The following is a 26,021-nucleotide window of genomic DNA, read 5'->3' on the forward strand; positions in this document are numbered from 1 at the left end:
ACCACAAAAGGCCTAGCCTCTGGGGCATCTAAATAGGTCATGCGGTGAAAAAAGTCCAACCTGAAGAATTTAAAGATGTTCTCGATCCAACTATCTAGCTCACAAGATAAATCTAGAAGACTAAAAACTTTTACCAAAACTTACTCCTGCCCAATAAGGATTAAAAGACCAATTTCCTCCTGTTCTTGGCGGTAAGTCAATAATTGGTGTATAACCCACTCTAAAAAAGAATCCCCCTTCCGGCTTTTGGTACCTGTATCCGACTCTAAGAGGAATGAAGGCGTTAATAACCACTTTATTGATTGTTTCAAATGTTTCCGAGTCAAAATCAAAGCTTGTGTTTAAATAAGAAGTGAATCCCATACCCAATTCCAGATGATGATTTGACTTGCCAACCAATGCAGATATCTCCAATGGCAAAGCAGGGAGCCAACTAGTCTTCGAGTCTATATTTCTATTAGGCCACATAGAAAAACCAGCACTGGCATTCAATTTTAGCTTCCCTTTTTGATGAAAAATCTTGCTGTAGTTGATTGCATATCTTCCAGAACTTCCGCCAACTTCAAGGTAAACAGCATTTTTTGCAGTATAGGTTTCGGATTTGGTTTGAGCTTTTGCACAAATGGAAATAGAAAGGGTAAGGACTAAAACTGTAACAAAAATTTTTTCAAAAGAATTATTCATTCCATGGAATTTAAAAATGATACAAACTTAGAATGCCATCCAGTTTAGAAAGAATTTAGATTGCAATAAGTCGTCAAAACTAATAGTTTTTTTTTTAAAAAGAAGATTTATCACAAAATAATCTGCGCACTTACTTTCACCACAAAAGGCCTAGCCTCTGGCGCATCCAAATAGGTCATGCGATGGAAAAAGTCAACCCGGAAGAATTTAAAGATATTTTCAATTCCATATCCTAACTCCAAATAAGGCTTAGTAGGATCTAATCTTCCAAAACTTTCTAAAGGATTTCCTGCAGGATCTAAGCTCGGAACATTCAATACATTTTCATTTCTAACTGATCCAAAAAGTAAATTTCCATTGGCTACTGCTCTCCATTTTAGTTTTTTCATCAATGGAATTCTGTTCAATAAAAATCCCTCAAAAGAATGTCTATATCTTAAGCTGACATATTGATCTGAGGCAAACTCATTGAAATTCATGGTATTGAAAGCAGCTGTAGTGTAAAAAAGCGTTTCGTTGCCTAAGTGGTTTTTCAATATCGGATAAGGAACTTCTCCAAAGACTTTGCCTGCATCCACTTCATATCTGGAAACCCCAAAAAGTCCCATGTTTAGCCTTTGGTACAGATAAAAACTCAACTTATGATAATCTATGTCTCCACCTAGCCACTGAAGACCTTTTGCATAGTTCACTTCAAAAATTGGCCATTTAGAAGGTCCAAATGAAACCCGCTCATTGTCATTGATAATGATTATTTCGTCCCTTCCATAGCGAAGTCCAACTCTAGCTTCTGTAGTCTCAAACCTACTTCTTAACTCTCTATTCTGCTGCTCCAAAAAGTAAAAGTTAAACAATGGATCAAACGCTGCAATCTGAAGACCCCCTTTCAGCAAAAAGCCTTTGAAAAATTCCCGCTGGAAATTTAGCTGCTGTGTTGTGCTGATAAAAGGCCTCCTCAATGTCCCAAATCTACTGGCAGCTAAGAAAATACTATTTCCAGCTAAGGACTCCATTTCCAAACCCACTTGATCGATTTCTTTCGTGGATTTGAATTGAAGGGTAGTCCAATGTTGCCTATCCAATATCCGGGTTACAAATGCTGAATATTTAAAGCGTTCATCTTTAAACCCATACGCTAAGTAGGCTTGAATCAACCATTTATTGCTGAATGAATAATTGGTCCGCATCCCAAAGCCAGCCCGAAATCCTTCTACATTATTATAATTTCCAAATTCAGTCCAAGGGCCCAAATCCACTTTTCCTACTGGAAGAAACCCAGTTGCAAAAAACTTTAAACCTTCTGAATAAAATCGAATAATGGGGATCTTCTTCAGTGTATCCACCATCTGAAGAATGGCTATTTCCTCCGAACTCAAAGGGTCTACCCTATTTTTTTTCCAAAAATCTTCTCCGGCATTCCCGAAATCAGGTCTCAATTCAACAGCATTGTTGAAAAAGGAAGTGGGTAAAGGTTCTTGGAGAATAACTGAATCCGTAGCCGTGTAAAACTTTGCAAGAAGCCCGGCGGTATTGGGGCTTACTTGCCCAATTTTTATTTGAATTCTACTTTTAGATGGAATCAAGGGACCTTTGGAAGTAGGCTCTAATTCCTGCTGAATCTTGATTCTTTCAATAAAATTTAGGTTCGCGGACTTGGGAACAGTCAAATCAACTTGCTTAAGCGCATAGGTCTCCTTATTGATCCAGATGGTGCCACTAAAAGCCAAGTCTTGCTCTCTTCTGGGATAAACTTGCAACCTATAGCAGCTATCTTTTCCCACTAAGACCGAATCTAGCAAATCATAATCATAGAAAACTTTCCACCCATCAGCTATGGGTGAAATGAACTCTTTATCCAGAATGTTCAACCAATTTTTATAGAAGTTATATTCCTGAAAGACAGAGCCTGTAATTTGAGAAGTAGTAGAGCCATCCGTGATACCGACTCCGGTGACTTTGGACTTTTCGACGATCTCTTTCTTCAGTTCAGGATTATTTCGATAATAAAATTTGGAAATGGTCTCAGAGAAAAAAACAGGCAGGATTTTTTCTCCCTCATCGTTGGTCAATTGCCGTATGCTGTCCAAAACAGCAGTTACTTTCTGGACTGTTTTTCTCTGGGTAAACCTGTCCGAAACCTGATCAATATCAATCTCTATTTTTGTATAGTTCTTGGTTTCGTATGCCTCAAGACTTCTTTTATCAAATACTTTTCTTTTATCAACCGCCCTTCTGATGATCTCAAACGCCGGATTTTCACCAGCCTCAAATACAAAAGCTTCCAATTCAAAGTCAGATGGTCTGAGTTGGAAATTAATGGTTTGATTAGCTGAAGATCCAATTTTTTTGGTTTGGGTGATATATCCCAAATAGCTTACCCGAACGCTATCTGCCTTTCCCGAAAAGCTCAATTCATAATTTCCTTCGAAATCAGTATTCATTCCCTTTCCTGTTCCCAGTACCAAAACTGAAGCAAATGGAATAGGATCACCTGTTTCTGCATCAGTCACTTTGCCCTTGATTGACACTTGGGCGTAAGAAAAACTCAGGGAAAAGAATAAAAATGTGAGAGAAAACAGTCGCTTCATTTAGAAATTCCGCATGGAAATATTAGCACAGTTGCAAATATAATTTCATTCCGCTGGCTTAAAGTCCAATCTGAGATAAAATTTCCGAATTGAATAAAGACTAGGCCAGCATCATTCAATTTTGATTCTTGATCTAATATATTTGGGCTTTCAAAGAATAATCTATGGTTTACGATATTGCGATTGTCGGAGGTGGAATTGTCGGATTGGCTACAGGGCTTAAACTTATCAAATCAAAGCCTGAGCTGAAAATCGTTATTCTCGAAAAAGAAGAGCAGCTAGCAAAGCATCAAACCGGAAATAATTCCGGAGTAATTCACTCTGGACTCTACTATAAACCAGGATCTTTAAAAGCCATCAACTGTATCAACGGATACCATGAATTGGTGAGCTTTTGCCAGGAGGAAAAAATCCCTTATGAAATAACCGGAAAAGTGGTTGTCGCTACCCGGGAGGAGCAAAAGCCATTATTGGAGAATCTTTGGAAAAGAGGTTTGGAAAATGGCTTGACCGGTACACGCAAAATCAGTTTGGATGAATTGAAAGAATACGAACCACATTGTGCCGGAGTGGCGGCTATTCATGTCCCGCAAACCGGAATAGTAGATTATTACCAGGTTGCTTTAGCTTATGGGAGAAAATTCATGCAGCTCGGGGGAAGTATTTTATTGAAACATAAAGTATTGAAAATAAGCACTTCAAATAACATCAATACAATTGAAACTTCAATAAAATCCATAGAATCTAAGTTGGTCATCAACTGTGCAGGCTTATATTCAGATAAAATTGCCAGAATGAATAACGATGAGGCAGATGATGTAAAAATCATTCCTTTCAGAGGTGAATATTACAAGCTAAAAAAAGAAAAGGAATACCTGGTCAAGAATTTAATTTACCCCGTTCCAGATCCAAACTTCCCATTTTTGGGGGTGCATTTTACTAGAATGATGAAAGGTGGCGTGGAAGCAGGTCCCAATGCAGTTTTGGCTTTTAAAAGAGAGGGCTATAAAAAGTCTCAGATTAATTTTTCAGAATTAGTGGAAACTTTAGCTTGGCCTGGATTCCAAAAAGTTGCTGCAAAATATTGGAAAACCGGTTTTGGAGAATTATACCGCTCATTTTCCAAAGCTGCCTTCACGAAAGCACTACAGGAATTGATACCGGAAATTCAGGAATCAGATTTGGTAGATGGCGGAGCAGGTGTGAGAGCTCAAGCTTGTGATCGAAGTGGTGGATTGTTGGATGATTTTGCTATCAGAGAGAGTGCAACAATCATCAATGTATTAAATGCCCCATCTCCAGCTGCCACCAGTTCCCTATCCATTGGAGGTACTGTAGCCTCTATGGCTCTCAAGCGCTTTGAATAATCAAACCTGAGTGTTGACAGTATCAGGGAAATATCTATTGGCTAGCTTTATCATTTCATCACCTTTGACCAAGTCATGAACACTCAGTTCAGAAGTATGATAGTGCCCTGAAGCTCCCAATAATTCCATTACAGCGTGAACTGTGTTTTTATGGAAATTGTAAACGCGCTCAGCTTTATCTGGAACCACCAAACCTTTTACCAAACCTCTCCTTTGAGTTGCCACTCCAGTTGGGCAATCGTTGGTATTACACCTTAAAGCTTGAATACAACCCAAGCTAAACATAAAACCTCTGGCTGAATTACATATATCGGCTCCCAAAGCAATATTTTTTAAAATCGAAAAAGCACTTAATGCTTTTCCTGATGCAATTATGGTAATCTTATCTCTGAGATTGAATTTTTCCAATGCAGCTCTCACAAAGATCAAAGCTGGCTCCAGCGGTAAACCTACACTGTCTGAAAATTCTAAAGGAGCAGCACCAGTTCCTCCTTCTGCTCCATCTATTGTGATAAAATCAGGTAAACATTCCTGACTGATCATCTCCTTGCAGATTTCTATAAATTCTTCTGTGCGACCAATGCAAAGTTTAATTCCGACCGGTTTACCGCCTGATAACTCTCTCAATTGTTGTACAAAAGCTATCATTCCTTTAGGACCGGAAAATGCCTTGTGAGATGGAGGGGATAATACAGTTGTACCCGGTTCAAGTCCTCTGATTTTAGCAATTTCAGGAGTGTTTTTAATGCCTGGCAATACACCTCCATGCCCGGGTTTTGCGCCTTGGGATATTTTCAACTCTATTAATTTCACTTCAGGTAACTGAGCTTTTTCTTTAAAGCTTTCAGGGTCAAAATTTCCATCCTTATCCCTGCATCCAAAGTAACCAGTTCCTATTTGCCAGCATAAATCTCCTCCTGACAAATGATAACTGGAAATCCCTCCTTCTCCCGTATTATGATAGAAATTACCTTTTTGAGCTCCTAGATTTAAAGCTTTGATAGCGTTGGAACTAAGAGAGCCAAAACTCATTGCTGAAATATTAAAAATCGAAGCTGAATATGGTTGAGCGCAAGAATGAGTACCGATCGTGACGCGAAGATCTTCCTCTTTGGGACTTACCGCGTATATACTGTGTCTTAAAGCTATATAGTCTTCTCCATGAATATCTTTTTGAGTTCCAAATGGATGTGTGTCATTGACTCCTTTGGCTCTTCTATAAGCCAAGGCTCTTAAATTTCTAGAAAATGGTCTTCCATCGGTATTGCTTTCAATGAAATATTGCTGGATTTCGGGGCTGATTGATTCTAAAATGTATCTAAAATGTCCGACAACGGGGAAATTCCGAAGGATCGCATGTTTCTTTTGAATAGAATCATAAATACCCAATGCAGTCAAAGAGCCCAAAACAATCAGGAAAAAATATCCGAAGCTAAATTCCCGAAGTTCAGAGAACCACATAAGAAATAAAGTGAGGAGAAAAATGAGGAGAATAGATAAAAAGAAAAGCTTCCGCATTCCAAAGGTGGGTTTGATGGAATACTAATATAGTAAAGCTAAATCAGTTTCCTTTAAGCGAGCAAAAATTCTAAAAATCGATATTCTGCCCAAGTAAATTCGTCGCCTTTTAGGGTAAATCCTGTGTGCCCACCCCTCTTAGGCATTTCTAAAATAATCTCTTTCTTCTTCCTTGCTAACTCTATCGGGTAACAAGCCTGACCCAACAAAGGATCATTGAGAGCATTGATAATCAATGTAGGAATATGAATATCCTGCATCCAATTATCAGCACTGACTGATTGATAAAAGTCTTCTGCATTTTTAAACCCATGCAATTTGGCCGTAAAATGGGTGTCAAAGGTGTCAAAGTCTTTGACTTTACCCAAGAGCTCCAAGTCGATCAATTCCGGATACTGGGTTGCCTTAAGCATCATCTTTTTTTTGAGTTTACCCAAAAACCGATTTTTGTAAAAACTATTAGAAGGGTATTTTAAAGTGGCTGCACTTGATGGCAAATTACAGGGCGTGGAATATACCGCAGCTTTTACAATTTCTGATGGGATATGTTTACCTTTTTCGCCTAGGTATTTTAAGGTTTGAGCCCCTCCCATACTGATTCCACAGAGATATATTTCCTTATAATTTTCTGTATTTCTAGTATGTTCGATTACCGTATCCAAATCATAGCTCGCTCCATGATGATAAAGGATAGGTTGCAGATTCATTTCTCCACCACAGCTTCTATTGTTCCAGGCTAGAACATCCACATGATGTTGATTAAATAATTTTGCCAAACCCATTGCATAATGCCTATAGGAATCTCCTTCCAAGCCATGAGAAATAATCAAAAGCTTATCACTTCCAACCTTCGACCAATCAAGATTTAAAAAATCATCATCAGGAGTATGAATCTTTTCTCTTTCATAGGTTAGCTCTTTGATTTTTCGAAATAAACTCGGGACTATAGTTTCGAAATGACCATTGATTAAATAACTGGGACCCTGGTAGGAAGAGGAATCAATAATTGGCATATCCTAAAAATGGAGAATGGGATTGAATTTTAAATACAGCAGAGTGTTGAAACCCTCTGAACAGAAATCAATTTCAAAAAAAATACTTTTTGATCAATTATTTAAGAGTTTGGCTGTTTCTTCGATAGCTGTATCCAGTTTTTCCTGAAGTAAATGGAAATGTCCTCCGAATGCCTGATTAAAGCCCTCGGATTCTAAAATATCTTTTCCTTCTTGCAGGATAATTGATAAATCTTCAAACTCAAACATACCTAAGGTAGGTTTGACCTTATGTCTGATTTGTTGGATTTTAACTTCGTCTTTTTCATGAAAACCTTCAGCATATTTGGTTTTCAACTCAAGGAGTCCTGCATGGATAGCAGTGGTTAATTCCATTCTAAATTCCTCATCACCTTCGGCCATTTCTAGGATCCGTTGGTTCAGTTCAGGATAAGCTAAACTCATATCGCGCTATTGATAATAGTTTTTCCTGCCAGAAAACCCGTCGACCATGCAGCCTGAAAATTAAAACCTCCAGTAATACCGTCCACGTTAAGTACTTCTCCAGCAAAGTATAAATTTGGGTGAAACTTACTTGCCATTGTTTCAGGATCCACCTCATTCAATTGAACACCTCCTGCAGTTACGAATTCTTCCTTGAAAGTGGTTTTACCTTTGACAGACAAAATATAGCAAAAAAGATGCTGAACCAATTTATTAATTTGCTTTTTGCCCAAGTTTCCGTAGATCTGTTCCTCTTCAATAAGGGATTTTTCAAGAATATGCTCCCATAATCTGCCTGGAATGTCAAAAAGTGGGTAATTTTTAACTTTTCTGGATGAATGCGCTTGGATATAATTTCTTATCTGATTTTGATAATCCTCTTCACCAAAATCCTGATTCCAGTTAATTATCGCTTTTGCCTGATATTCTTTTTCATGAAGCCAAGCTGCTCCAAAGGCTGAAAGCTTTAAAACTGCCGGACCACTCACTCCCCAATGAGTGATCAAAACCGGACCTTGATAGGAAAGTTTGGTACCCTCCAACCTCACATAGGCATTCGGTAATGATAAACCCATTAATTCACGAATGGATTCTTGTGGAGTATTGAAAGTGAAAAGGGAAGGTATAGGTGATGCAATAGTGTGCTTAAGACCCTTTAAAAATTGATAACCTTCAGTTTTAGGATGACCTCCACTACAAATTACCACTTTATCAAATTGCCGGGAGCCGGAATCAAAATGAAGAGTCCAGGTATTCCCATTGGCCTCCATACGCTTTAGATTCATTCCAGTTTCGATTCGAATATTTTTCGCTTTGGCTTCTTTCAGTAAAGCTTCAATTATAGAAGAAGATTGATCACTAACAGGAAAAACCCTACCATCTGATTCAATTTTTAACTGAACACCTCGGGACTCAAACCACTGAAAAGTATCTTCCTGCTTGAAATGCCTAAAAACCTTTTTTAAGAACTTTTCTCCTCTTGGGTAATTCTTTACCAACTTGGCTATTTCCATAGGACGGTGAGTGACATTGCATCTTCCTCCACCGGATATTTTTACTTTGGAAAGTAGCTTTGGAGTTTTCTCAAAAATGAATACTTCATTGTGAGGTGAAGCAGCATGAATCGCAGCAAAGAACCCGGCTGCCCCTCCCCCAATAATTGCAGTTTTCACTTTAATTTATTGATTTGTAGAAAGTTAAATACTTTATCTTTTACGGGTAAATGAACCTAAAATACCACGCGTCAATTCTCGGAAAATAGTTCTTCCCAATTGCCTAACCATGGTATTTTTACTCAACTCCTCGATTAGAGATTCGTCTTCTTTGGTACGACTTGCTGTTTTGGATCTTGAAGATGGACCAGGCAAAACAGCTTTTTCCTGTTCTTTTTCAATTTGGTTCATCTTCTTTTCCAGCAACTCAAATGCACTTTCTCTGTCTATATCTTCATTGTATTTTGAGGTCAAAGAAGATTTATTAACCAAATCATCTATTTCTGAATTGGTTAAAATGTCCATTCTTGAAATTGGCGCTCTGACAAGGGTATGAGCCAAAGGTGTAGGAATACCTTTTTCATTCAAAGCAGTAATTAAGGCTTCTCCTATCCCCATGGAGGTCAATACTTTGGAAGTATCATAAAACGGAGAGTCAGGGTAATTTTCAGCAGTTTTAGTGATGGCTTTCCTGTCCTTTGCTGTAAAGGCTCTTAAAGCATGCTGGACCTTTAAACCTAATTGTCCTAGGACAGAATCTGGAACGTCTGTAGGGGTTTGCGTACAAAAATACACCCCAACACCTTTTGAACGAATCAACTTGATAATTGCTTCAATCTTCTCTAAAAGATCTTTGGAAGCAGTAGAAAAAACTAAGTGTGCTTCGTCTATAAACAAACAAAGCTTAGGTTGATCAGCATCTCCTTGCTCTGGAAAGGTTTCATAAATCTCAGAAAGAATGCTGAGCATGAAGGTAGAAAAGAGTTTGGGCGTAGATTGGATATCAGTCAATCGAATCACAGAAATGACACCTTTTCCATTTTTAGTTCTTACGAAGTCTTCCACGTCAAAGGATTTCTCTCCGAAAAACCTTTCAGCACCCTGTTGCTCAAGTTCTATAATCTTTCGCATGATGGTATTCACCGATGCTGAGGATACACTTCCAAATTCCTTTGTGATAGCTTCTTTGCCCTCATTAACGATAAACTGAAGCACCCTTTTCAGATCTTTCAAATCTACCAACGGAAGATGATGTGTATCACAATATCTAAATACCAAAGAGATAACTCCTCCCTGCGTATCATTCAAATCCAAAATTTGAGAAATCAGGATGGGACCAAATTCAGAAACTGTAGCCTTTAATTTGACACCTTTCTCCTTAGAGATAGACATTAATTCTACGGGTAAGCCCATCGGCTCATAGTCTACCCCTATTTTTTGAGATCTTTTTAAGATGAAGTCTGAAGCTTCTCCAGGTTGAGCCAAGCCAGATAAATCTCCCTTCAAATCCATCAAAACCGATGGAACACCTTTTAATGAGAGCTGTTCTGCAATTACCTGAAGAGTTTTGGTTTTACCTGTTCCTGTGGCACCTGCTATCAAGCCGTGTCTGTTCATGGTTTTAAGAGGCACCTTGATTTGGGCTCCTGAAACTGCCTCTCCATTTAGGATACCAGTTCCCATGATGATATAGTCTTTTTTATAAACCTGACCTTCAGCCAGATGGGAGATAAACTTTTCTTCTTGACTCATCTTCTTTACTGATTTGAATGACAAACTACAAAAAAAACCTTGATGCAGGTCGCAAAAAGGTTTTTTTGAAATTAGATAAAAGGGAAACTTAATGAGTTACAACAGGATCCAATGCTTTTGCTTGGGCTACAAAATCCTCTACTCTGGATAATGCAGGAATAGCTCTTGTGAGTTTCTTTTCAGCATTGGTTTTTACCAAAGCAGCATGAAGATTTTCTGCATTACGATTTCTTAATTCTTTTACAGTATCAACTCCGGCTGCTTTGAGTAATTCTGCAAATTGACTGGCAATGCCATTGATTCTGAAAAGATCTGCCATATTGACCCAATCCAAAATTTTTCCTTCATCTATACCCGAAGCATCTGCAATTTTCTTTCTTCCAGATTTAGAAGCTCCATGTTGTAGCAAGCCTTCTACTGTTTTTACTCCAGCTTTTGCTAGTTTTTCCTTGAATACAGGTCCGATACCTTCAATAGCATCAATTGATTTTGCCATGTTATTAGTGTTTAGGTTAAAATGTTTCTTGACTCTAGCTTTTTAATCAGGTGATTAAACAAAACTATTATCCTAAAATAAAGACAATTTTTATCTTCCAAAATCCATTTTAAAGAATGTTTTAAAAAAACTCCATTTACAAACATTAACTTTCGTCTTCAAAAGCAAGTTTGTAACCTTGAAATTAAAATTGATTCAACCCGTGTTTTCAAAATATCTGCCACTATTCATCGGTATTTTCTTCCTAATTTCTTTTGCCTCTATAGCTCAGGGAGTTCCCAATCTTGGTCAGACTGACCGTTGGATGAAAGGTGCCCTAGCTGCCATGGAAAGACAGGATTATACCACTGCCAATTCCATATTCAGAAACCTGATCGACTCAGGATTACCCTTACCGGAAGAAATGCCCTATTATTTTGCAGAGACACTTTATCAGTTAGGTCAATATGATAATAGCTCCAACTTTTTGAATAAATATTTAGAAATTAATGGTTTCAGGGGAGCTAATTATCAAGGAGCACAAGAATTACAGAAAAAGCTGGAAGGGCCGCTCAAAGATATCATTCAATGTCAGCTCTGTGATAGAAAGGGCTATAGACTTGAACCCTGTTCAAACTGTGGAGGAAAGCAGAAATTAGAACAAAGTTGTACCTATTGTCGAGGCAAAGGTATTGTAGGATGCAGTAAGTGTGCAGCTACTGGAATGATTACAAAAAGGAATATTTTCAATATAGTTGAATACTTCGAATGCGACCGATGCGGAGGTGATGGAAGGTTGACTTGTCCCAACTGTCAAGGAAGCCTCAAAGAAATCAGTGAATGTAAAGTATGTGGAGGCACAGGAAGTTTGTCTACTGAACTCATTTGCAATCATCAAAAAATCGAGCATAAACATTAAAAAAAATCCCGCACGAAGCGGGATTTTTTAATTACAGTACTTTTCTAAAGCTTCTTTAGCTCCTGGATATTCCAAGCCATTTGCTAGCTGAAAATCTTCACAGCCTCCTCTTTTTTTATTGGTAGCTACTTTAAGCATTCCTCTATTAAAATAAGCCTGTGCAAAATCTTTGTCAAGCTTAATCGCATTATTATAGGCCTTCATCGCGTCTAGGGTATTTCCCAACTGATGAAGAGCTCTACCCTTCATAAAAGAAGCTGCTGCAGGAGCTCCTGAGATTTCTTCTGCCCTATTTGCAAAAAGCAAGGACTTAGAATACTCTTTGTTGAGATAATGGATATTGGCAATGCTTAAAAGAATCTGAAAGTTGTTAGGATCGATTTGCATCGCTTTTTCAAAATCATTCAATGCAGAATCATATTGGCCCTGCTCTTCAAATGCCCTTCCCCTGTTATAAAGGGAAGTAACATCATTAGGATTAAATTTCAGGGTTTCTGAATATTCGCCTACAGCTTCTTCATATTTACCCTTGTTGAAATAAGCATCCCCTTTGTTTTGCTTTGAATTAGAACAAGCCAGAAATGTTGCACTTAATAGTACAACACACCCGGCTCGGAGTAACATTTTCATAATAGTTGGTTTAGACTGCTACGTTATTTTCTCTCAATGCATCATTCAGTGAGGTTTTCAAATCCGTAGAAGCTTTTCTTTGACCGATGATCAATGCACAAGGAACTTGGAAAGTACCAGCACTGAATTCTTTGCTGATTGATCCTGGAATAACCACCGAACGAGGTGGAACATAACCTTTATATTCTTTAGGCTCAGAACCCGTCACATCAATGATTTTTGAGCTGGCTGTCAAAGTCACACCGGCACCGATTACCGCTTCTTTTCCTATTCTCACTCCTTCTACGATGATCGCTCTAGAGCCAACAAAAGCTCCATCCTCTACAATTACCGGAGCTGCCTGAACAGGTTCTAGCACACCTCCGATACCTACACCGCCACTTAAATGAACATTTTTGCCGATTTGAGCACAAGAACCGACAGTTGCCCAGGTATCAACCATCGTGCCACTGTCCACAAAGGCACCGATATTAACATAACTTGGCATCATGACCACTCCGCTTGCTAGATGTGCACCATATCGAGCTACAGCATGAGGAACTACACGAACACCTTGCTTGGCATAATTGGTCTTAAGCGCCATTTTATCATGAAATTCAAAAGGCCCAACTTCAATAGTTTGCATTTTCTGAATTGGAAAATACAGGATTACTGCCTTCTTCACCCAGTCATTTACCTTCCATGAACCATCTTCCTGTGGTTCAGCTACACGAATTTGACCCGCGTCCAAATCGGCGATGATAGTTTTGATGGCGATTTCGGTATCTTTTTCCTTAAGATATTCTCTTTTTTCCCAAGCTCTTTCGATGATTTCTCTGAGTTCCATTAAATTGTTTAGTTTCGTTTATGCATGTTGAATCGGCCTATAAGACTCCTGTACTGATCGCTTCAAGCTTAAAACCTATACAGGATACAAGAGCTTTTGCGAAGCTTGGCCTTTCGCTGCGTGAAACAAATAAATACAGGCTAAACTTCATAGGCTTTTCCTCTAAAAGACCTTTAAAATCCAGTGATGTTAGATATTTTTATTCTATCAGCGATATAAAATCTTTTTGGCAGAGAGCCTTTTTGCCGATCCGATTTCTATACCTAACCATCAAAACAAGGCCAAAAGTTCTCATTTGTTGTACTTGGGAATATTTATTGCCCGCTACACTCCTCAAATTTTTCCTGAGATATAGCTTGATTTATGATGTTCAGGAAAATTATCTAGCCAATCAAAATCTTCCTAATTCAAGAAGTTCTTTGGCTAAAAGCCTCTCAAAAACAGTCATTTTTTTATCAGAAAGATTGGCCTCCGTCGATTATTATCTCTTGGCTGAATCTTGCTATGCTATAGAAATGCCGAAAAAGAAACCAGCGCTAATACTCCCTAATTTATTTCAGGGAAAGATCAGAAAAACAAAGCCATTTAAGGTCGATGAAAAACCAGAGATCCATCTCTTAGTTACTGGTACCCTTAGCCCTGCATTTGGTACCTTAGACGCCTTAAAATGGGTTGATATACTTATCCAAGACTTCCCACAAATTAAGCTTCATGTTATCGGGCATTGCACAATTGAGAAATTCGGGGAAGAGCTGACTGATTTTGTTATAAACAAATCCTACATCAATCTTGAAATTTCCAGGCAACCTATAGCTCATGAGCAAATCATTGAAGCTATGGAACTGGCCGACTTTGTACTCTTACCTTATAAACAAAGCCCTGAAATAGCTCCCAAAATGCCGACTAAACTGTATGAATGTGCCGGTTTAGGGAAAGCAGTTTTACATAGTCCTAATCCCAATTGGGAGAACTTTTTGTCTCAATTTGGAGGAGGTAAATCAATTGACTTTTTAGACTTATTAAATGCTAGATCTTCTTTCAAGGTAGCATTATCCAATTATTACTTTCAAGGAGAAATCCCATCAGAAATCCATTGGGATACGGTTAAGCCTGATTTCCAGAGATTAATCCAATCTCTCTCTTAGTACAATTCCCTACCCCGGGGATAAGTGGAAAACTTATCCACCAATCAACTCCTTTTTACACTCGATTTTCATAAATGGAAACTCATTTCCAAAGTACCCTATTGAGGTTATTTTATGAAATGTATATTTTTAAAATATTGATATAAAGCATTTTAACCCATTTTTTAGATAGTATTAATTTATATTTTAGCCTAGACTAAAATCCAAATCACAATAAAAATGAGCTTATCCACAGGCGATTTAGACGGTTTCAAATTATATTTTAGCTATATCTAAAAATATTTTTATCTTTGTCTTATTAAATTCCAGACGATGAACTTGACCACAGCTGAAGAGAATTATTTAAAAGCCATTTACCATCTCTCCGATGGTGGAAAAAAATCTGTATCAACCAATGATGTTGCTGGTGAAATGAATACCAAGCCGGCCTCTGTCTCTGATATGCTCCGTAAGCTTGGAGAGAAAGAAGTGATTGAGTACCGAAAATATTACGGGGTCAATATTACCGATGAAGGAAAAAAGAGAGCCTTACAAACTATCCGGAAACACAGACTGTGGGAAGTTTTTTTGGTTGAGAAACTCAACTTTGCTTGGGATGAAGTTCATGAGGTCGCAGAAGAACTTGAACACATACAGTCTCCCCTACTGATCCAAAGGCTGGATGCATTTCTTAATTATCCGAAATTTGATCCTCACGGTGATCCAATACCGGATGAATTTGGGGATGTCAGAGCAAGACCTAGAATTCCATTGAATGAAATGGAGCTCAATCAATCCGGTCAAATCGTGGCGGTGAAAGATAGTTCTGCTGCCTTCTTAAGATATCTTGATAAGGTTGGCGCTTACATCGGGGCCAGAATCAAAGTCCTGGACAAGGTTGAGTTTGATGGTTCTTTGGAAATATTGGTAGATCAAAAGAAAAATATCTTTATGTCCAAGGATGTGGCTGGTAACATTTTGGTCCTTCAGTCATGATCAGATTTTATTCGATTCTAATTTGTGTTCTTTTACTTTCATCTTGCAAGTTTCGTGAAAGTGAGGAAAATGGATTACCGGTGATTGTAACCACCACTTCCATTTTAGCAGATGGGATTAAAAATCTTGTTGGGAAAAATGCTCAGGTAATCGCTTTAATGCCGGCCGGAGTTGACCCACATTTGTATAAAGCCTCAGTGAGAGACTTGGATCTTTTGCAGGATGCAGATTTAGTCATTTACCATGGATTGTATTTGGAAGGTAAAATGACGGAGATATTTGAGAAACTAGCCTTCAGCAAAAACTTGATCAATGTCTCAGAAAAGGTTCCAGATGAATTATTGATTAGATCAGGGCCTGAAGCTCATAGTGTAGATCCACATATTTGGTTCGATGTTTCCCTTTGGAAAATGGCTATGCAATTCGCTTCTGAAGAAATTATCGTATGGAAACCGGAATGGAAAAGCACCATTGAATCAAATTCAAAACAGTATTTTCAGGAATTAGATCAGCTACATCAAGAAGTCATAGATAAAGCCCAACTCTTGAATCAGAGTCAGCAAGCATTAATTACAGCACATGATGCATTTGCCTATTTCGGAAAAGCTTATTCAATTGAAGTAAAAGGTTTGCAGGGACTATCCACCTTAAGCGAACCGGGTCTTAGAGATCTAACTGGGCTCGTTCAATTTATTGTAGATAGAAATATCAAAGCAGTATTTGCAGAGCAAACCATTTCTCCAAAGGCTATTAAAGCTGTAGTGGCGGGATGTGAAAATGCAGGCCATCCTATCCAATTAGCCGGACCATTATACACTGACAGTCTGGATGGTCCTGAAACTCCGGCCGGAACTTACATAGGTATGTTTCGCTCCAATATTGAAACCATATTCAAAAGCCTATTGCCATGATCCAACAAGTAGAAAACCCCATTTTGGAAATTCATGATCTCACGGTGAGTTATGATCAATCGCCTGTATTATGGAACGTGGATTTAAGCTTGCCTGAAGGAAAGTTGATTGGAATCTTAGGGCCTAATGGAGCTGGTAAATCAACCTTGATCAAGGCTATTATGGGTTTGGTTCAGGCTAGTGGAGGCTATGTTAAAATTTTCAATAAGGATTTAGAGCAAGTAAGAAACCGGATCAGCTATGTGCCCCAACGGGAATCTGTAGATTGGAATTTCCCGGCTTCTGTTTTGGATGTAGTGCTGATGGGTACTTATGGGAAATTGGGGCTATTCAAAAGGCCTGGAAAAAAAGAAAAAGAGCTTGCTCATAGTTGTCTAGAAAAGGTAGGAATGAGTGCCTTCGCCTCTCGTCAAATTTCCGAACTATCAGGAGGACAACAGCAAAGAGTCTTTATTGCAAGAGCTTTAGCACAGGAAGCTGATTTGTATTTGATGGATGAGCCTTTTGCAGGAGTCGATATGGCGACTGAAACAGCGATTTTCCAGTTACTGCAGGAAATGAGCAAGGAAGGAAAAACAATCGTGGTGGTGCATCATGATATACATTCGGCAATGAGTTACTTCGAATGGATCATCATGCTCAACCTACACTTAGTAGCCTCTGGCCCGAAGCAAGAGGTAGTTAGTGAGGAACTACTTAGAAAAACATACGGAGGAAAGTTAAACCTTCTCACCAAAGTAACTGACCTCATTCGTAAGAAAGAATTCAATCCACTTAAAAACTGATATGGAGGATTTTCTCTATTTCTTTTCATTCCAAGACTCTTCCATCCTATTTATAGTGATGGGGATTACCTTATTGGGTATAGGGTCTGCCTATGTGGGTACTTTCAGTTTTTTGGATAATAAGGCCCTTCTCGGGGATGCCATCTCTCATGCAGTATTGCCAGGTATTTGTTTGGGATTCATTTTAGCAGGTGAAAAAAATCCTTTTTACATAGTTGGAGGAGCCATTTTCTCCGGAGCACTTGCTACATTTTTGAGTTCATGGCTAAAGGAAAACACCAAACTGAGTGAGGATTCTATCATAGCTGTAATCTTATCTGTTTTTTTCGGTTTTGGCATTGTGCTTTTGACCATGATCCAAAAGACAGGAAATCCAGAAATGGCCGGATTAAATCAGTTTATTTTCGGTAACGCCATTGGAATATTGGAAGAAGACCTTTGGGTTTATGGCTCACTTTCTTTGTTGATTATTCTAACGCTCAGTTTACTGCTAAAAGAATTCAGTCTTCTGGTTTTCAATGCTGAATATGGAAAAGCAATCGGCTTTCCAATGAAGGGAATTCGTGTTGTCTTCAACATTTTAATGATCCTTTCAGTGGTCATCGGCATTCAGGCGATTGGAGTTGTCTTAATGGCAGCCTTATTGATCACCCCTGGAGCAGCAGCTAGGTTTTGGACAGATAGGCTCGGAACGCTTTTGATTTTGGCGGCTCTCTTTGCAATCATATCTGGAATAGTCGGAACCTACATTTCGTTTATCATCCCCCAAATGCCAACCGGTCCTTGGGTTGTGGTCAGCTTATCAACCCTAGCTTTGATTTCTTTTCTTTTCGCTCCAAAAAAGGGAGTTCTATTCCGTTTCATTTCCCGCCAATCTTATTTAAAAAAGACGCATAAGGAGCATGTGCTTAAGAGTCTTTATAAGGCAATGGAAGAACAAAAATCCGGGCTTCAAATCCAAGAACTTCTTTCAATGTATCCAGTACATAAAACTGAAACTTTGAAATCAATTAAAACTCTATATAAAACCAATCAAATAACTGTTAAAGAAGGTTTTATAGAATTAAATGAAAGCGGAAAGAAAGAAGCAAAAAGGATTGTAAGACTACATAGATTATGGGAATTGTATTTGAACGAATACATGAATATCGCCCCTGATCACGTACATGATTCTGCTGAAAAATTAGAACATTTGATCACTCCTGAATTAGAGGAGCTTTTAGATAACAGATTGAATTATCCTATGCTAGATCCTCATCAGGAAAATATCCCAAGAGACCATGATGACCATTGATACAAATGCTTTTCTGATCATTTTCACAGCATCTTTGATTGCGATTTCATGTGGACTTTTGGGAGTGTTTATGATGCTTCGCAAAATGTCTATGACAGGAGATGCTATTTCACATGCGGTATTGCCTGGAATTGTCATTGGCTTTTTTATTTCTGGTACGCAAAGGGGCATAGAAGTCATTATAGGTGCAGGTTTGTTGGGGATATTAGCTACCCTCATCATTGATTGGTTGAGAAAAAAAGCCAAAGTTCAATTGGACGCTTCTATTGGTATCACCTTCACCTTATTATTCGCTATAGGAATAATCCTAATCAATATGCTTGCCTACAAGGTAGATTTGGATCAGGAATGTGTGCTTTATGGTGAAATCGCCTATTTGCCAATTGATCTGTGGATTACCAAATCTGGTTTTAGCATGGGACCTAGAATTACATGGCTCGCTATCTTAAACCTACTGCTGGTAATCACTTTTATCTGGCTTTTATTCAAAGAGTTAAAGCTTACAAGTTTTGATGAAAGCTTCGGGATCGTTTTAGGAATTCCTGCAGGTGCCATCAATTTAGCTTTAATGTCCATGGTTTCGTATACAACAGTTAGCAGCTTTGAGGCAGTTGGTGCGATTTTGGTAGTAGCTTTACTTGTAGTGCCTCCAGCCACTGCTTTCCTTTGGACCAAGCAAATCAAGTCATTGATCAAATTGACGATAGGTATTGGAATCGGAATTTCAGTGATCGGATATTACCTCGCCTTTTGGTTGGATTCTTCGATTGCTGGTATGATGGTTAGCGTTGCAGGTTTCGTTTTCTTGACTTCAGCTGTTTTAACAAGCAAAAAGTCTAAATTTAAATTCGGAACTCAATCTAAGGAGGAGGCGTTTAGTTCCTGAATTGCAGCTTATGAAAAAATTATTTCTTCTTTTCTTCCTTTTCACTTTCACTCATTTGGTTTTTGCCCAGCAAGAAATCCAGTGGATGAAATTTGAGGATGCCATCGCGGCCAATGAGAAAAACCCCAAGATGCTACTGGTAGATGTCTACACAGATTGGTGTGGCTGGTGCAAGAAAATGGATAAGGAAACCTTTAAAGACCCTAAAGTGGTAGAATATATCAACGCGAAATTTTATGCCGTAAAATTAAATGCCGAGGATACGAAGAGGACCTTTACTTTTGGAGGCAGAGAATTCAATGAAGCAGAAATGGCTGCAGCGATGAGGGTTCGCTCCTATCCTAATTTTGTGATAATAGAACCGACTTTACAAAATATAGCCCAACTTCCAGGTTATAGACAGCCGGAACAATTTTTAGCGGGCCTGAATGAATTAATAGAAAAAGCCTTTAGACCTAAACCATGAGCTTTTCACTCTCCGAGCGAAATGACACTATTATTGCTTTGGCCACATCTCAGGGTGTCGGTGCCATTGCAGTTATCCGACTTTCAGGACCAGATTCTATCAGATTAGTGAATGAGGTTTTTCAGGGAAAAAATCTTGAAAAGCAAGAATCACATACCATCCATTTTGGAACAATCCGTGATGGTGACAAGATCATAGATGAAGTTCTCGTATCGCTTTTTATAGCTCCCAAATCATTTACTAAGGAAAATGTGGTTGAAATATCAACTCACGGTTCCTCCTATATCATCAATCAGGTAATCCGCCTTTTCATGAAAAAAGGTGTTCGCCCGGCAAAGCCTGGAGAATTCACTCAAAGAGCTTTTCTGAATGGGCAATTTGACTTGGCTCAAGCAGAAGCCGTTGCGGATTTGATACACTCTGACTCTGAAGCTTCCCATCAGGCTGCATTGAATCAAATGAGAGGTGGATTTTCTTCTGAGATTCAGGAATTGAGATCCAAACTCATTCACTTTGCTTCTATGATTGAGTTGGAGCTTGATTTTACCGAGGAAGACGTAGAATTTGCCAGCAGAGATGACTTGAGAGACTTAGTAGAGAAGTTATTGAGAGTGGTAGAAGAGCTAATTCTCAGCTTTGACCTCGGGAATGTTATCAAAAACGGGGTTCCAACCGTCATAGCAGGAAAACCTAATGCAGGAAAGTCTACCCTACTTAATGCCTTGCTCAATGAGGAAAAAGCAATTGTATCAGATATTGCCGGAACTACTAGGGATTTTATCGAAGATGAAATAAATATTGGCGGGGTAATCTTTCGATTCATAGATACAGCTGGCTTAAGAGAAACCACAGACACGATTGAAGCAATTGGTGTAAGCCGAACTCAGGAGAAAATGAAAACGGCTTCTATGATTTTATACCTTTTTGATTTGGGTGATACAGACTTAGTAGAGATCAATCGGGATGTCAATAAGCTGGAAAATCTGGGAGTTCCTTTCGTGAAAGTAGCCAATAAGGTAGATAAGGCTAATAATCAATTGATCAGTGAATTAAAAGAAAAGCATCCGGACAGCATTTTTATCTCAGCGGGTCAAAAAGAAAATTTAGAAGGCCTTAAGGCTAAAATTTTGGAGTTGGTCAATTTGGATAAATTCAAAACCGGAAATACCGTGGTGACCAATATTCGGCATTATGATTCATTGACTAAAACCAGGGAATCGCTGTTAGATGTTCTAAGAGGCTTGGATCAGGAAGTGACCAATGACTTTTTGGCAATGGACATCAGGAGGTCCCTGCATTATCTTGGAGAAATCACCGGTGAGATCACAACCGATGATTTATTGGCGAATATCTTCTCCAAATTCTGTATCGGTAAATAAATTTTAAAAGATGATTTATGGCGAACCTGCCTGTCGGACAGACAGGTATCTTTTCCAAATTTTGTATCGGTAAATAAATTATCTTAGACACCAATAGGCATACATTTTTTTCAAAAATAATTACCCTTGCATTTTTAGTCAAAAATTATGCATCTTGTAAGTAGTTTTTTCAAGATGATAGTTGAATGCCTGAACAAATACTTAAACCCAAGCAATCTCTTAATAAGGCCTTTTTAAAAGTAAAACCCAATCGATCTGCGATTGAGAGTTTTAAAACTAACCTTCTTCAATTGGTCGACCGAATCAATGAATCCGAATCAGAAGAGTTTCATAAGAACTTGGTCATTGATTTCTTAAAGAAAACCTATTACGATCCTTCCCACTACATCAATACCAAAGGGCGAAATGACCTAGTTATCCACACAGGAGAAAAAGCTAAATCGAGTGTTGGTGTAATCATCGAAACAAAAAAACCGACGAATAAATCGGAAATGTTGAGCAGAGAAAATATCAACAGTAAAGCACTTCAGGAGCTGGTTTTATATTACCTCAGAGAACGGATCACTCAAAAAAATCTTGAAGTCAAACATCTTTTGGTAACAAATATTCATGAATGGTTTATTTTCGATGCGCAGATTTTTGATAGACATTTTGCTCAAAACAAAGGGTTAGTCAAGCAATTTGAGGATTTTGAATCAGGAAGACTCGCTGAAATCAAAACCGACTTTTTTTATAAAAACATCGCTGAACCGGCTATTGAAAAAGTAAAGGATCAAATTACCTTCACCCATTTTGATATCCGAGATTATAACAAGCCACTGCGCAATCAGGACAAAAAAGATGACTCGAAATTAATCGCATTATTTAAGCTGCTTTCTCCGGAACACTTGCTTAAACTACCTTTTGCTAATGACAGCAACAGTCTAGACAAGCGCTTCTATTCAGAATTGCTACATATCATTGGACTTACAGAAACGAAGCAAGGAGGCAAAAAACTGATCGAGCGAAGTGCAAAGGGAAAGCGTAACTCAGGCAGTATCCTAGAGGATGCCATCATTCAATTAGATTCCCTCGATAAAATTAGTCAGCTGGATAAGCCTAGTCACTATGGTAATTCCTTAGAAGAACGCTTATTCAATGTAGGCTTGGAATTAAGCATCACTTGGATCAATCGGATTCTTTTTCTGAAACTATTAGAAGCCCAACTCATCAGCTACAATAAGGGAGATAAATCCTTTGCTTTCCTTAATAAAAAGAATATCCATGATTGGGATGATCTCAATTCGCTTTTCTTTCAGGTTCTTGCTAAAAAAACTGAAGATAGAAATGAAGATGTGAAGGAAATTTTTGCCAAGGTCCCCTACCTGAATTCTTCCCTATTCGAACCAACTTTTTTGGAGCAAAAGACCATCATGGTCAATTTTCTAAAGAATGAAAAAACCATTCCGGTGATTTCATCTACAGTTCTGAAGGATGTTCATGGAAAAAAGCTGAATGGCGAACTCACGACTTTGGAATACTTATTCCGCTTTCTGGATGCTTATGATTTTGCCAGTGAAGGTTCAGAAGAAATTCAGGAGGATAATAAAACCCTGATCAATGCTTCTGTTTTAGGCTTGATATTCGAGAAAATCAATGGTTATAAAGACGGATCTTTCTTTACTCCTGGCTTTATCACCATGTATATGTGCCGGGAAACGATCCGAAAGGCAGTCATTCAGAAGTTTAAGGAAGCCAAGGGATGGGAAGTGGAAAATCTGGAGCAACTCTATGACAAAATCGACGATAGAAATGAGGCAAACGAACTCGTCAACTCTCTAAAAATATGTGATCCTGCAGTAGGATCCGGTCACTTTTTGGTTTCAGCACTCAATGAAATCATTGCGGTCAAAAATGACCTTAAAATCTTGCAGGATAGATCTGGCAAAAGACTTAAAGAATATCAGGTAGAAGTAGTCAATGATGAACTGATCGTCACCGATGAAGATGGAGAACTTTTTGAATACCACCCCAACAACAAAGAATCCCAGCGAATTCAGGAAACACTATTTCACGAAAAGCAGACAATAATTGAGAACTGTCTTTTTGGGGTAGATATCAATCCCAACTCGGTTAAAATCTGCCGACTACGACTTTGGATTGAATTGTTAAAAAGTGCCTATTATAAAGATCCAATTACCCTAACTGGCAATAGCTCTCCTGTCTGTTATGCTGATTCTGATGAAGTGCGTGATGAATACAGAGACCTTCGAGGTTCTGAAAACCTCAAAGGACAGCGGGAACTGGAAACTTTACCCAATATCGATATCAATATCAAATGCGGAAATTCATTGGTTTCAAGATTTGGATTAGAGGAAGATCTCAGTCAGGCATTGAAGAAAAGTAAATTTTCTATCGATGCATATCGAATCGCAGTGGATCGCTATCGAAATGCAGAGAGCAAGGAAGAGAAGCGGGAGATGGAAAACCTGATCAATGCGATCAAATCCGATTTCCGATCTGAAATAGCCAATAACGATCCTAAGGTTAAGCGGAAAGCCAAACTGGGCGGTGAACTCTATAACCTGACCATGCAGACAGGGCTTTTCGAAGAGTCAGCCAAAGAGAAAAAAGCTCGCCTCGCTAAAATCGATAAAGTCAGCAAGGAACTGGAAAAACTGGAAACAGAAATCGAAGAAATCAAAGCCAACCAGATTTTTGAAAATGCTTTTGAATGGCGATTTGAATTTCCTGAAGTACTAAATGTTGAAGGGGATTTTGTGGGTTTTGATGTGGTAATCGGGAATCCGCCTTATATCCGGCAGGAAGAATTTTCTAGCCTTAAACCGTATTTGCAGGGAAGATATCAAACTTATGCGGGGACAGCAGATCTCTATGTCTATTTTGTGGAATTGAGCATGAACTTGCTCAAGGACACAGGCAATTTTGTCTTTATCATTCCTAATAAATGGATGCGGGCTGGTTACGGTAAAGCCATGCGAAACTATGTCAAAGGCTTTTCAATTCAGGAAATTTTGGATTTTGGTGATTTACAGGTTTTTGAAGAAGCGACTACTTACCCACTTATAATTGGACTTGAAAAAAACATTCCTATTGACAAGTTTACCGCTGTAAATCTGGAAACATTGGATTTTCCCCTAGGAATGGAAAGTTACCTAGCTGAAAACAGAATAGAAGTTTTAGAGGAAGGGCTTGCTGATGACGGATGGACACTGACAGATAGTAAGGCTCAAAAACTTATATCGAAACTTAAATCACAGGGAGTACCGCTTTCTGAGTATGTAGATGGAAAGATTTTTCGAGGAGTACTTACAGGCCTAAATGAAGCCTTTGTGATAGATCAAGAAACCAAAGACCGTCTGATGGCGGAGGATCCCAAAAGTGAAGAAATCATTAAGCCATTCTTGGCGGGAAGGGATATCAAGCGGTATCAGCAGCCGAAAAGTGATAAGTTTTTGATTTTCACGAGACGTGGAATTGAAATTGAAAACTATCCTGCCATCCTCTCCTATCTCGAAGGCTTCCGCAAAAGCTTGGAGCCCAAACCAAAAGATTTCAAGGGAACCAACTGGCCAGGCCGAAAACCCGGAAGCTACAAATGGTATGAAATTCAGGATGCTGTGGATTACTATGAAGAGTTTGAGAAGGAGAAGATCATTTATCCAAATATTTGTAAACGTCCAGAATTTGCATTTGATGATTCATCAAAATATACGAATCAGAAATGCTTTATTATTTCCCACTTTGATTTTGGCTTCTTAGGAATCTTAAATAGCAAAATTACCTATTTCTTGTTTGAACAGATCCTGCCAAAATTGAGAGGAGGCTTTTTGGAGCCTAGTTATTTGTACTTCAAAGATTTCCCCATACTTAAAGATGAAACTGGAAGAATAGATTTACTAGTAGAACAAATCCTTGAAGCAAAAAAGCAAAATCCAACATCTGACACCTCGACTCTCGAAGCTGAAATTGACCAATTGGTTTATGAGCTTTATGGGTTGAGTGAGGATGAGATTGGGATAGTGGAAGGGAGGAAAGTATGACGTTACAGGAAATTCACGATAGATTCTCAGATTATATTTTTAAAGTAGAAAAAGAGGGTCATGTTATGGTAACAAACCATGACTACACTTTATTTGAAGAAAATCAATTTGGTAAAAAGGAATTTAAATTCAAAGTTGCAACTGCATTCAATATATTTAAATTATACAAACAAGTAGCTATAATATTTAATGATTTTGGCGAAAGAGAACTTTTTCAAATACCAGAGATATTAACAAGGTATTTGAATAAAGAAGAATATAAAAATATGATAATAGAAGTAAAAGACCCAATTGATCCTTCAAGATCATATAGTGGAAAAAACTTGCTTTTTACTGGACGGATATACATAGAATGTAATAGAATAACATCTAAACGTGAAATATTATACAAACATATTGACAACTTAAATTTCACTTATAACAATACTCCCTTATATTTTTCAATTAGAACTACTGAAGATTATGAAAAAATGGATAAAACAAGTTTAAAGAACATATTTCTTTGTCATGATTTCAATGATAAAGAAATTGTTTCAAAAGTAAACGCAGAATTATCGAGAAGGATGTTCAATGTTTGGTTTGATAAATTTTCCATTAAACCTGGTGATTCGATATATGAAAAAATATCAGAAGGTTTAAATCAATGCGATAACGGATTACTTTTTATAAGTAAATCATTTCTGAAAAACGAAGGCTGGGTCAGATTCGAGCTTCAATCACTTGTTAACAAACAAGTTTACGAAAAAAAGAAAGTAATTATTCCAATTTGGTTAGATATAGACTTGGATGATTTAAAAGAATACCCTTGGCTTAGAGATAAACTTGCTATTAAATATTCTGAAAATGTAAAAGAATTTGTAATGGAAATTGAAAAAGGATTAATATAGAAA

The 26,021-nt window shown here is 38.1% G+C and carries 22 protein-coding genes; 12 read left to right on the forward strand and 10 right to left on the reverse strand.

Annotated elements, in window-relative coordinates; all coding sequences use genetic code 11:
- Window positions 1-120: 120 nt before the first annotated feature.
- Complete coding sequence (locus tag B2906_RS04910) at window positions 121-684, reverse strand: hypothetical protein (RefSeq protein ID WP_219958916.1); 564 nt, start codon at window positions 682-684, stop codon at window positions 121-123.
- A 110-nt stretch (window positions 685-794) separates the two neighbouring features.
- A complete protein-coding gene (locus B2906_RS04915; protein WP_219958917.1) occupies window positions 795-3,272 on the reverse strand; it encodes a DUF5686 and carboxypeptidase-like regulatory domain-containing protein in 2,478 nt (825 codons plus the stop codon).
- A gap of 164 nt (window positions 3,273-3,436) precedes the next feature.
- Here B2906_RS04915 and lhgO point away from each other — a divergent pair, with 164 nt between their 5' ends.
- Window positions 3,437-4,639, forward strand: a complete 1,203-nt coding sequence (lhgO, locus tag B2906_RS04920) for an L-2-hydroxyglutarate oxidase (protein WP_286935802.1) — start codon at window positions 3,437-3,439, stop codon at window positions 4,637-4,639.
- Here lhgO and B2906_RS04925 read toward each other — a convergent pair whose 3' ends face one another.
- The 6 genes from B2906_RS04925 to B2906_RS04950 all read right to left on the reverse strand — a co-directional run bounded on the left by B2906_RS04925 (window position 4,640) and on the right by B2906_RS04950 (window position 10,893).
- On the reverse strand, window positions 4,640-6,100 hold the full coding sequence (locus B2906_RS04925) for an FMN-binding glutamate synthase family protein (RefSeq protein WP_255590611.1): 1,461 nt from the start codon (window positions 6,098-6,100) through the stop codon (window positions 4,640-4,642).
- Between the two features lie 110 nt (window positions 6,101-6,210).
- The gene (locus tag B2906_RS04930; protein WP_219958920.1) at window positions 6,211-7,170 is read right to left on the reverse strand and encodes a YheT family hydrolase; all 960 of its coding nucleotides are present in this window, start codon (window positions 7,168-7,170) and stop codon (window positions 6,211-6,213) included.
- A 93-nt stretch (window positions 7,171-7,263) separates the two neighbouring features.
- Window positions 7,264-7,614 (reverse strand): hypothetical protein, encoded by a 351-nt coding sequence (locus B2906_RS04935; RefSeq protein ID WP_091650652.1) that lies wholly within the window; start codon window positions 7,612-7,614, stop codon window positions 7,264-7,266.
- Window positions 7,611-8,825, reverse strand: coding sequence for an NAD(P)/FAD-dependent oxidoreductase (locus B2906_RS04940; protein ID WP_219958921.1), 1,215 nt, complete (start codon window positions 8,823-8,825; stop codon window positions 7,611-7,613). Before B2906_RS04940 ends, B2906_RS04935 begins: the two co-directional genes overlap by 4 nt.
- A gap of 33 nt (window positions 8,826-8,858) precedes the next feature.
- Window positions 8,859-10,397 carry a helicase HerA-like domain-containing protein gene (locus B2906_RS04945; RefSeq protein WP_144605768.1) on the reverse strand — a complete coding sequence of 513 codons (1,539 nt, stop codon included), beginning with the start codon at window positions 10,395-10,397 and terminating at the stop codon, window positions 8,859-8,861.
- A gap of 88 nt (window positions 10,398-10,485) precedes the next feature.
- Window positions 10,486-10,893: a DUF4332 domain-containing protein gene (locus B2906_RS04950; RefSeq protein WP_091650644.1), complete on the reverse strand. Its 408-nt coding sequence runs from the start codon at window positions 10,891-10,893 to the stop codon at window positions 10,486-10,488.
- 202 nt (window positions 10,894-11,095) lie between these two features.
- Here B2906_RS04950 and B2906_RS04955 point away from each other — a divergent pair, with 202 nt between their 5' ends.
- Complete coding sequence (locus tag B2906_RS04955; RefSeq protein WP_144605767.1) at window positions 11,096-11,791, forward strand: molecular chaperone DnaJ; 696 nt, start codon at window positions 11,096-11,098, stop codon at window positions 11,789-11,791.
- Window positions 11,792-11,818: 27 nt separating this feature from the next.
- On the opposite strand, the gene B2906_RS04960 is transcribed toward B2906_RS04955, so the two are convergent.
- Together B2906_RS04960 and B2906_RS04965 are read right to left on the reverse strand one after the other, a co-directional pair.
- A complete protein-coding gene (locus B2906_RS04960) occupies window positions 11,819-12,421 on the reverse strand; it encodes a tetratricopeptide repeat protein (RefSeq protein ID WP_144605766.1) in 603 nt (200 codons plus the stop codon).
- A gap of 10 nt (window positions 12,422-12,431) precedes the next feature.
- The gene (locus tag B2906_RS04965; RefSeq protein WP_144605765.1) at window positions 12,432-13,247 is read right to left on the reverse strand and encodes a 2,3,4,5-tetrahydropyridine-2,6-dicarboxylate N-succinyltransferase; all 816 of its coding nucleotides are present in this window, start codon (window positions 13,245-13,247) and stop codon (window positions 12,432-12,434) included.
- Window positions 13,248-13,267: 20 nt separating this feature from the next.
- On the opposite strand from B2906_RS04965, the gene B2906_RS04970 reads away from it, so the two are divergent.
- The 10 genes from B2906_RS04970 to B2906_RS05015 all read left to right on the forward strand — a co-directional run bounded on the left by B2906_RS04970 (window position 13,268) and on the right by B2906_RS05015 (window position 26,018).
- Window positions 13,268-14,392: a glycosyltransferase family 4 protein gene (locus B2906_RS04970; RefSeq protein WP_144605764.1), complete on the forward strand. Its 1,125-nt coding sequence runs from the start codon at window positions 13,268-13,270 to the stop codon at window positions 14,390-14,392.
- A 312-nt stretch (window positions 14,393-14,704) separates the two neighbouring features.
- On the forward strand, window positions 14,705-15,367 hold the full coding sequence (locus B2906_RS04975; protein WP_091650635.1) for a metal-dependent transcriptional regulator: 663 nt from the start codon (window positions 14,705-14,707) through the stop codon (window positions 15,365-15,367).
- Window positions 15,364-16,278 carry a metal ABC transporter solute-binding protein, Zn/Mn family gene (locus B2906_RS04980; RefSeq protein WP_286935805.1) on the forward strand — a complete coding sequence of 305 codons (915 nt, stop codon included), beginning with the start codon at window positions 15,364-15,366 and terminating at the stop codon, window positions 16,276-16,278. The genes B2906_RS04975 and B2906_RS04980 overlap by 4 nt, the downstream gene beginning before the upstream one ends.
- Window positions 16,275-17,063, forward strand: a complete 789-nt coding sequence (locus B2906_RS04985; protein WP_286935806.1) for a metal ABC transporter ATP-binding protein — start codon at window positions 16,275-16,277, stop codon at window positions 17,061-17,063. Before B2906_RS04980 ends, B2906_RS04985 begins: the two co-directional genes overlap by 4 nt.
- Before the next feature lies 1 nt (window position 17,064).
- Window positions 17,065-18,357: an iron chelate uptake ABC transporter family permease subunit gene (locus B2906_RS04990; protein ID WP_286935807.1), complete on the forward strand. Its 1,293-nt coding sequence runs from the start codon at window positions 17,065-17,067 to the stop codon at window positions 18,355-18,357.
- Entirely contained in the window at window positions 18,344-19,243 is a 900-nt protein-coding gene (locus B2906_RS04995) for a metal ABC transporter permease (RefSeq protein WP_339815733.1), read from the forward strand. Before B2906_RS04990 ends, B2906_RS04995 begins: the two co-directional genes overlap by 14 nt.
- Before the next feature lie 10 nt (window positions 19,244-19,253).
- Complete coding sequence (locus B2906_RS05000; RefSeq protein ID WP_286935808.1) at window positions 19,254-19,709, forward strand: thioredoxin family protein; 456 nt, start codon at window positions 19,254-19,256, stop codon at window positions 19,707-19,709.
- The gene (gene mnmE / locus B2906_RS05005) at window positions 19,706-21,088 is read left to right on the forward strand and encodes a tRNA uridine-5-carboxymethylaminomethyl(34) synthesis GTPase MnmE (protein ID WP_219958926.1); all 1,383 of its coding nucleotides are present in this window, start codon (window positions 19,706-19,708) and stop codon (window positions 21,086-21,088) included. Before B2906_RS05000 ends, mnmE begins: the two co-directional genes overlap by 4 nt.
- Window positions 21,089-21,273: 185 nt before the next feature.
- Complete coding sequence (locus tag B2906_RS05010; RefSeq protein WP_219958927.1) at window positions 21,274-25,131, forward strand: class I SAM-dependent DNA methyltransferase; 3,858 nt, start codon at window positions 21,274-21,276, stop codon at window positions 25,129-25,131.
- Window positions 25,128-26,018, forward strand: coding sequence for a toll/interleukin-1 receptor domain-containing protein (locus tag B2906_RS05015; RefSeq protein WP_219958928.1), 891 nt, complete (start codon window positions 25,128-25,130; stop codon window positions 26,016-26,018). Before B2906_RS05010 ends, B2906_RS05015 begins: the two co-directional genes overlap by 4 nt.
- The last annotated feature ends 3 nt before the right edge of the window (window positions 26,019-26,021 follow it).

Origin of the sequence: Algoriphagus sp. UBA3586 (assembly GCF_002376385.1) — a bacterium.
Classification (GTDB): domain Bacteria; phylum Bacteroidota; class Bacteroidia; order Cytophagales; family Cyclobacteriaceae; genus Algoriphagus; species Algoriphagus ornithinivorans.

What these genes read in the sequence shown, in the direction of transcription:
- B2906_RS04910 (WP_219958916.1), bottom strand. Translation starts at nt 684, where the DNA reads ATGAATAATTCTTTTGAAAAAATTTTTGTTACAGTTTTAGTCCTTACC.
- B2906_RS04915 (WP_219958917.1), bottom strand. Translation starts at nt 3,272, where the DNA reads ATGAAGCGACTGTTTTCTCTCACATTTTTATTCTTTTCCCTGAGTTTT.
- lhgO (WP_286935802.1), top strand. Translation starts at nt 3,437, where the DNA reads ATGGTTTACGATATTGCGATTGTCGGAGGTGGAATTGTCGGATTGGCT.
- B2906_RS04925 (WP_255590611.1), bottom strand. Translation starts at nt 6,100, where the DNA reads ATGTGGTTCTCTGAACTTCGGGAATTTAGCTTCGGATATTTTTTCCTG.
- B2906_RS04930 (WP_219958920.1), bottom strand. Translation starts at nt 7,170, where the DNA reads ATGCCAATTATTGATTCCTCTTCCTACCAGGGTCCCAGTTATTTAATC.
- B2906_RS04935 (WP_091650652.1), bottom strand. Translation starts at nt 7,614, where the DNA reads ATGAGTTTAGCTTATCCTGAACTGAACCAACGGATCCTAGAAATGGCC.
- B2906_RS04945 (WP_144605768.1), bottom strand. Translation starts at nt 10,397, where the DNA reads ATGAGTCAAGAAGAAAAGTTTATCTCCCATCTGGCTGAAGGTCAGGTT.
- B2906_RS04950 (WP_091650644.1), bottom strand. Translation starts at nt 10,893, where the DNA reads ATGGCAAAATCAATTGATGCTATTGAAGGTATCGGACCTGTATTCAAG.
- B2906_RS04960 (WP_144605766.1), bottom strand. Translation starts at nt 12,421, where the DNA reads ATGAAAATGTTACTCCGAGCCGGGTGTGTTGTACTATTAAGTGCAACA.
- B2906_RS04965 (WP_144605765.1), bottom strand. Translation starts at nt 13,247, where the DNA reads ATGGAACTCAGAGAAATCATCGAAAGAGCTTGGGAAAAAAGAGAATAT.
- B2906_RS04970 (WP_144605764.1), top strand. Translation starts at nt 13,268, where the DNA reads ATGCATGTTGAATCGGCCTATAAGACTCCTGTACTGATCGCTTCAAGC.
- B2906_RS04975 (WP_091650635.1), top strand. Translation starts at nt 14,705, where the DNA reads ATGAACTTGACCACAGCTGAAGAGAATTATTTAAAAGCCATTTACCAT.
- B2906_RS04980 (WP_286935805.1), top strand. Translation starts at nt 15,364, where the DNA reads ATGATCAGATTTTATTCGATTCTAATTTGTGTTCTTTTACTTTCATCT.
- B2906_RS04985 (WP_286935806.1), top strand. Translation starts at nt 16,275, where the DNA reads ATGATCCAACAAGTAGAAAACCCCATTTTGGAAATTCATGATCTCACG.
- B2906_RS04990 (WP_286935807.1), top strand. Translation starts at nt 17,065, where the DNA reads ATGGAGGATTTTCTCTATTTCTTTTCATTCCAAGACTCTTCCATCCTA.
- B2906_RS04995 (WP_339815733.1), top strand. Translation starts at nt 18,344, where the DNA reads ATGATGACCATTGATACAAATGCTTTTCTGATCATTTTCACAGCATCT.
- B2906_RS05000 (WP_286935808.1), top strand. Translation starts at nt 19,254, where the DNA reads ATGAAAAAATTATTTCTTCTTTTCTTCCTTTTCACTTTCACTCATTTG.
- mnmE (WP_219958926.1), top strand. Translation starts at nt 19,706, where the DNA reads ATGAGCTTTTCACTCTCCGAGCGAAATGACACTATTATTGCTTTGGCC.
- B2906_RS05010 (WP_219958927.1), top strand. Translation starts at nt 21,274, where the DNA reads ATGCCTGAACAAATACTTAAACCCAAGCAATCTCTTAATAAGGCCTTT.
- B2906_RS05015 (WP_219958928.1), top strand. Translation starts at nt 25,128, where the DNA reads ATGACGTTACAGGAAATTCACGATAGATTCTCAGATTATATTTTTAAA.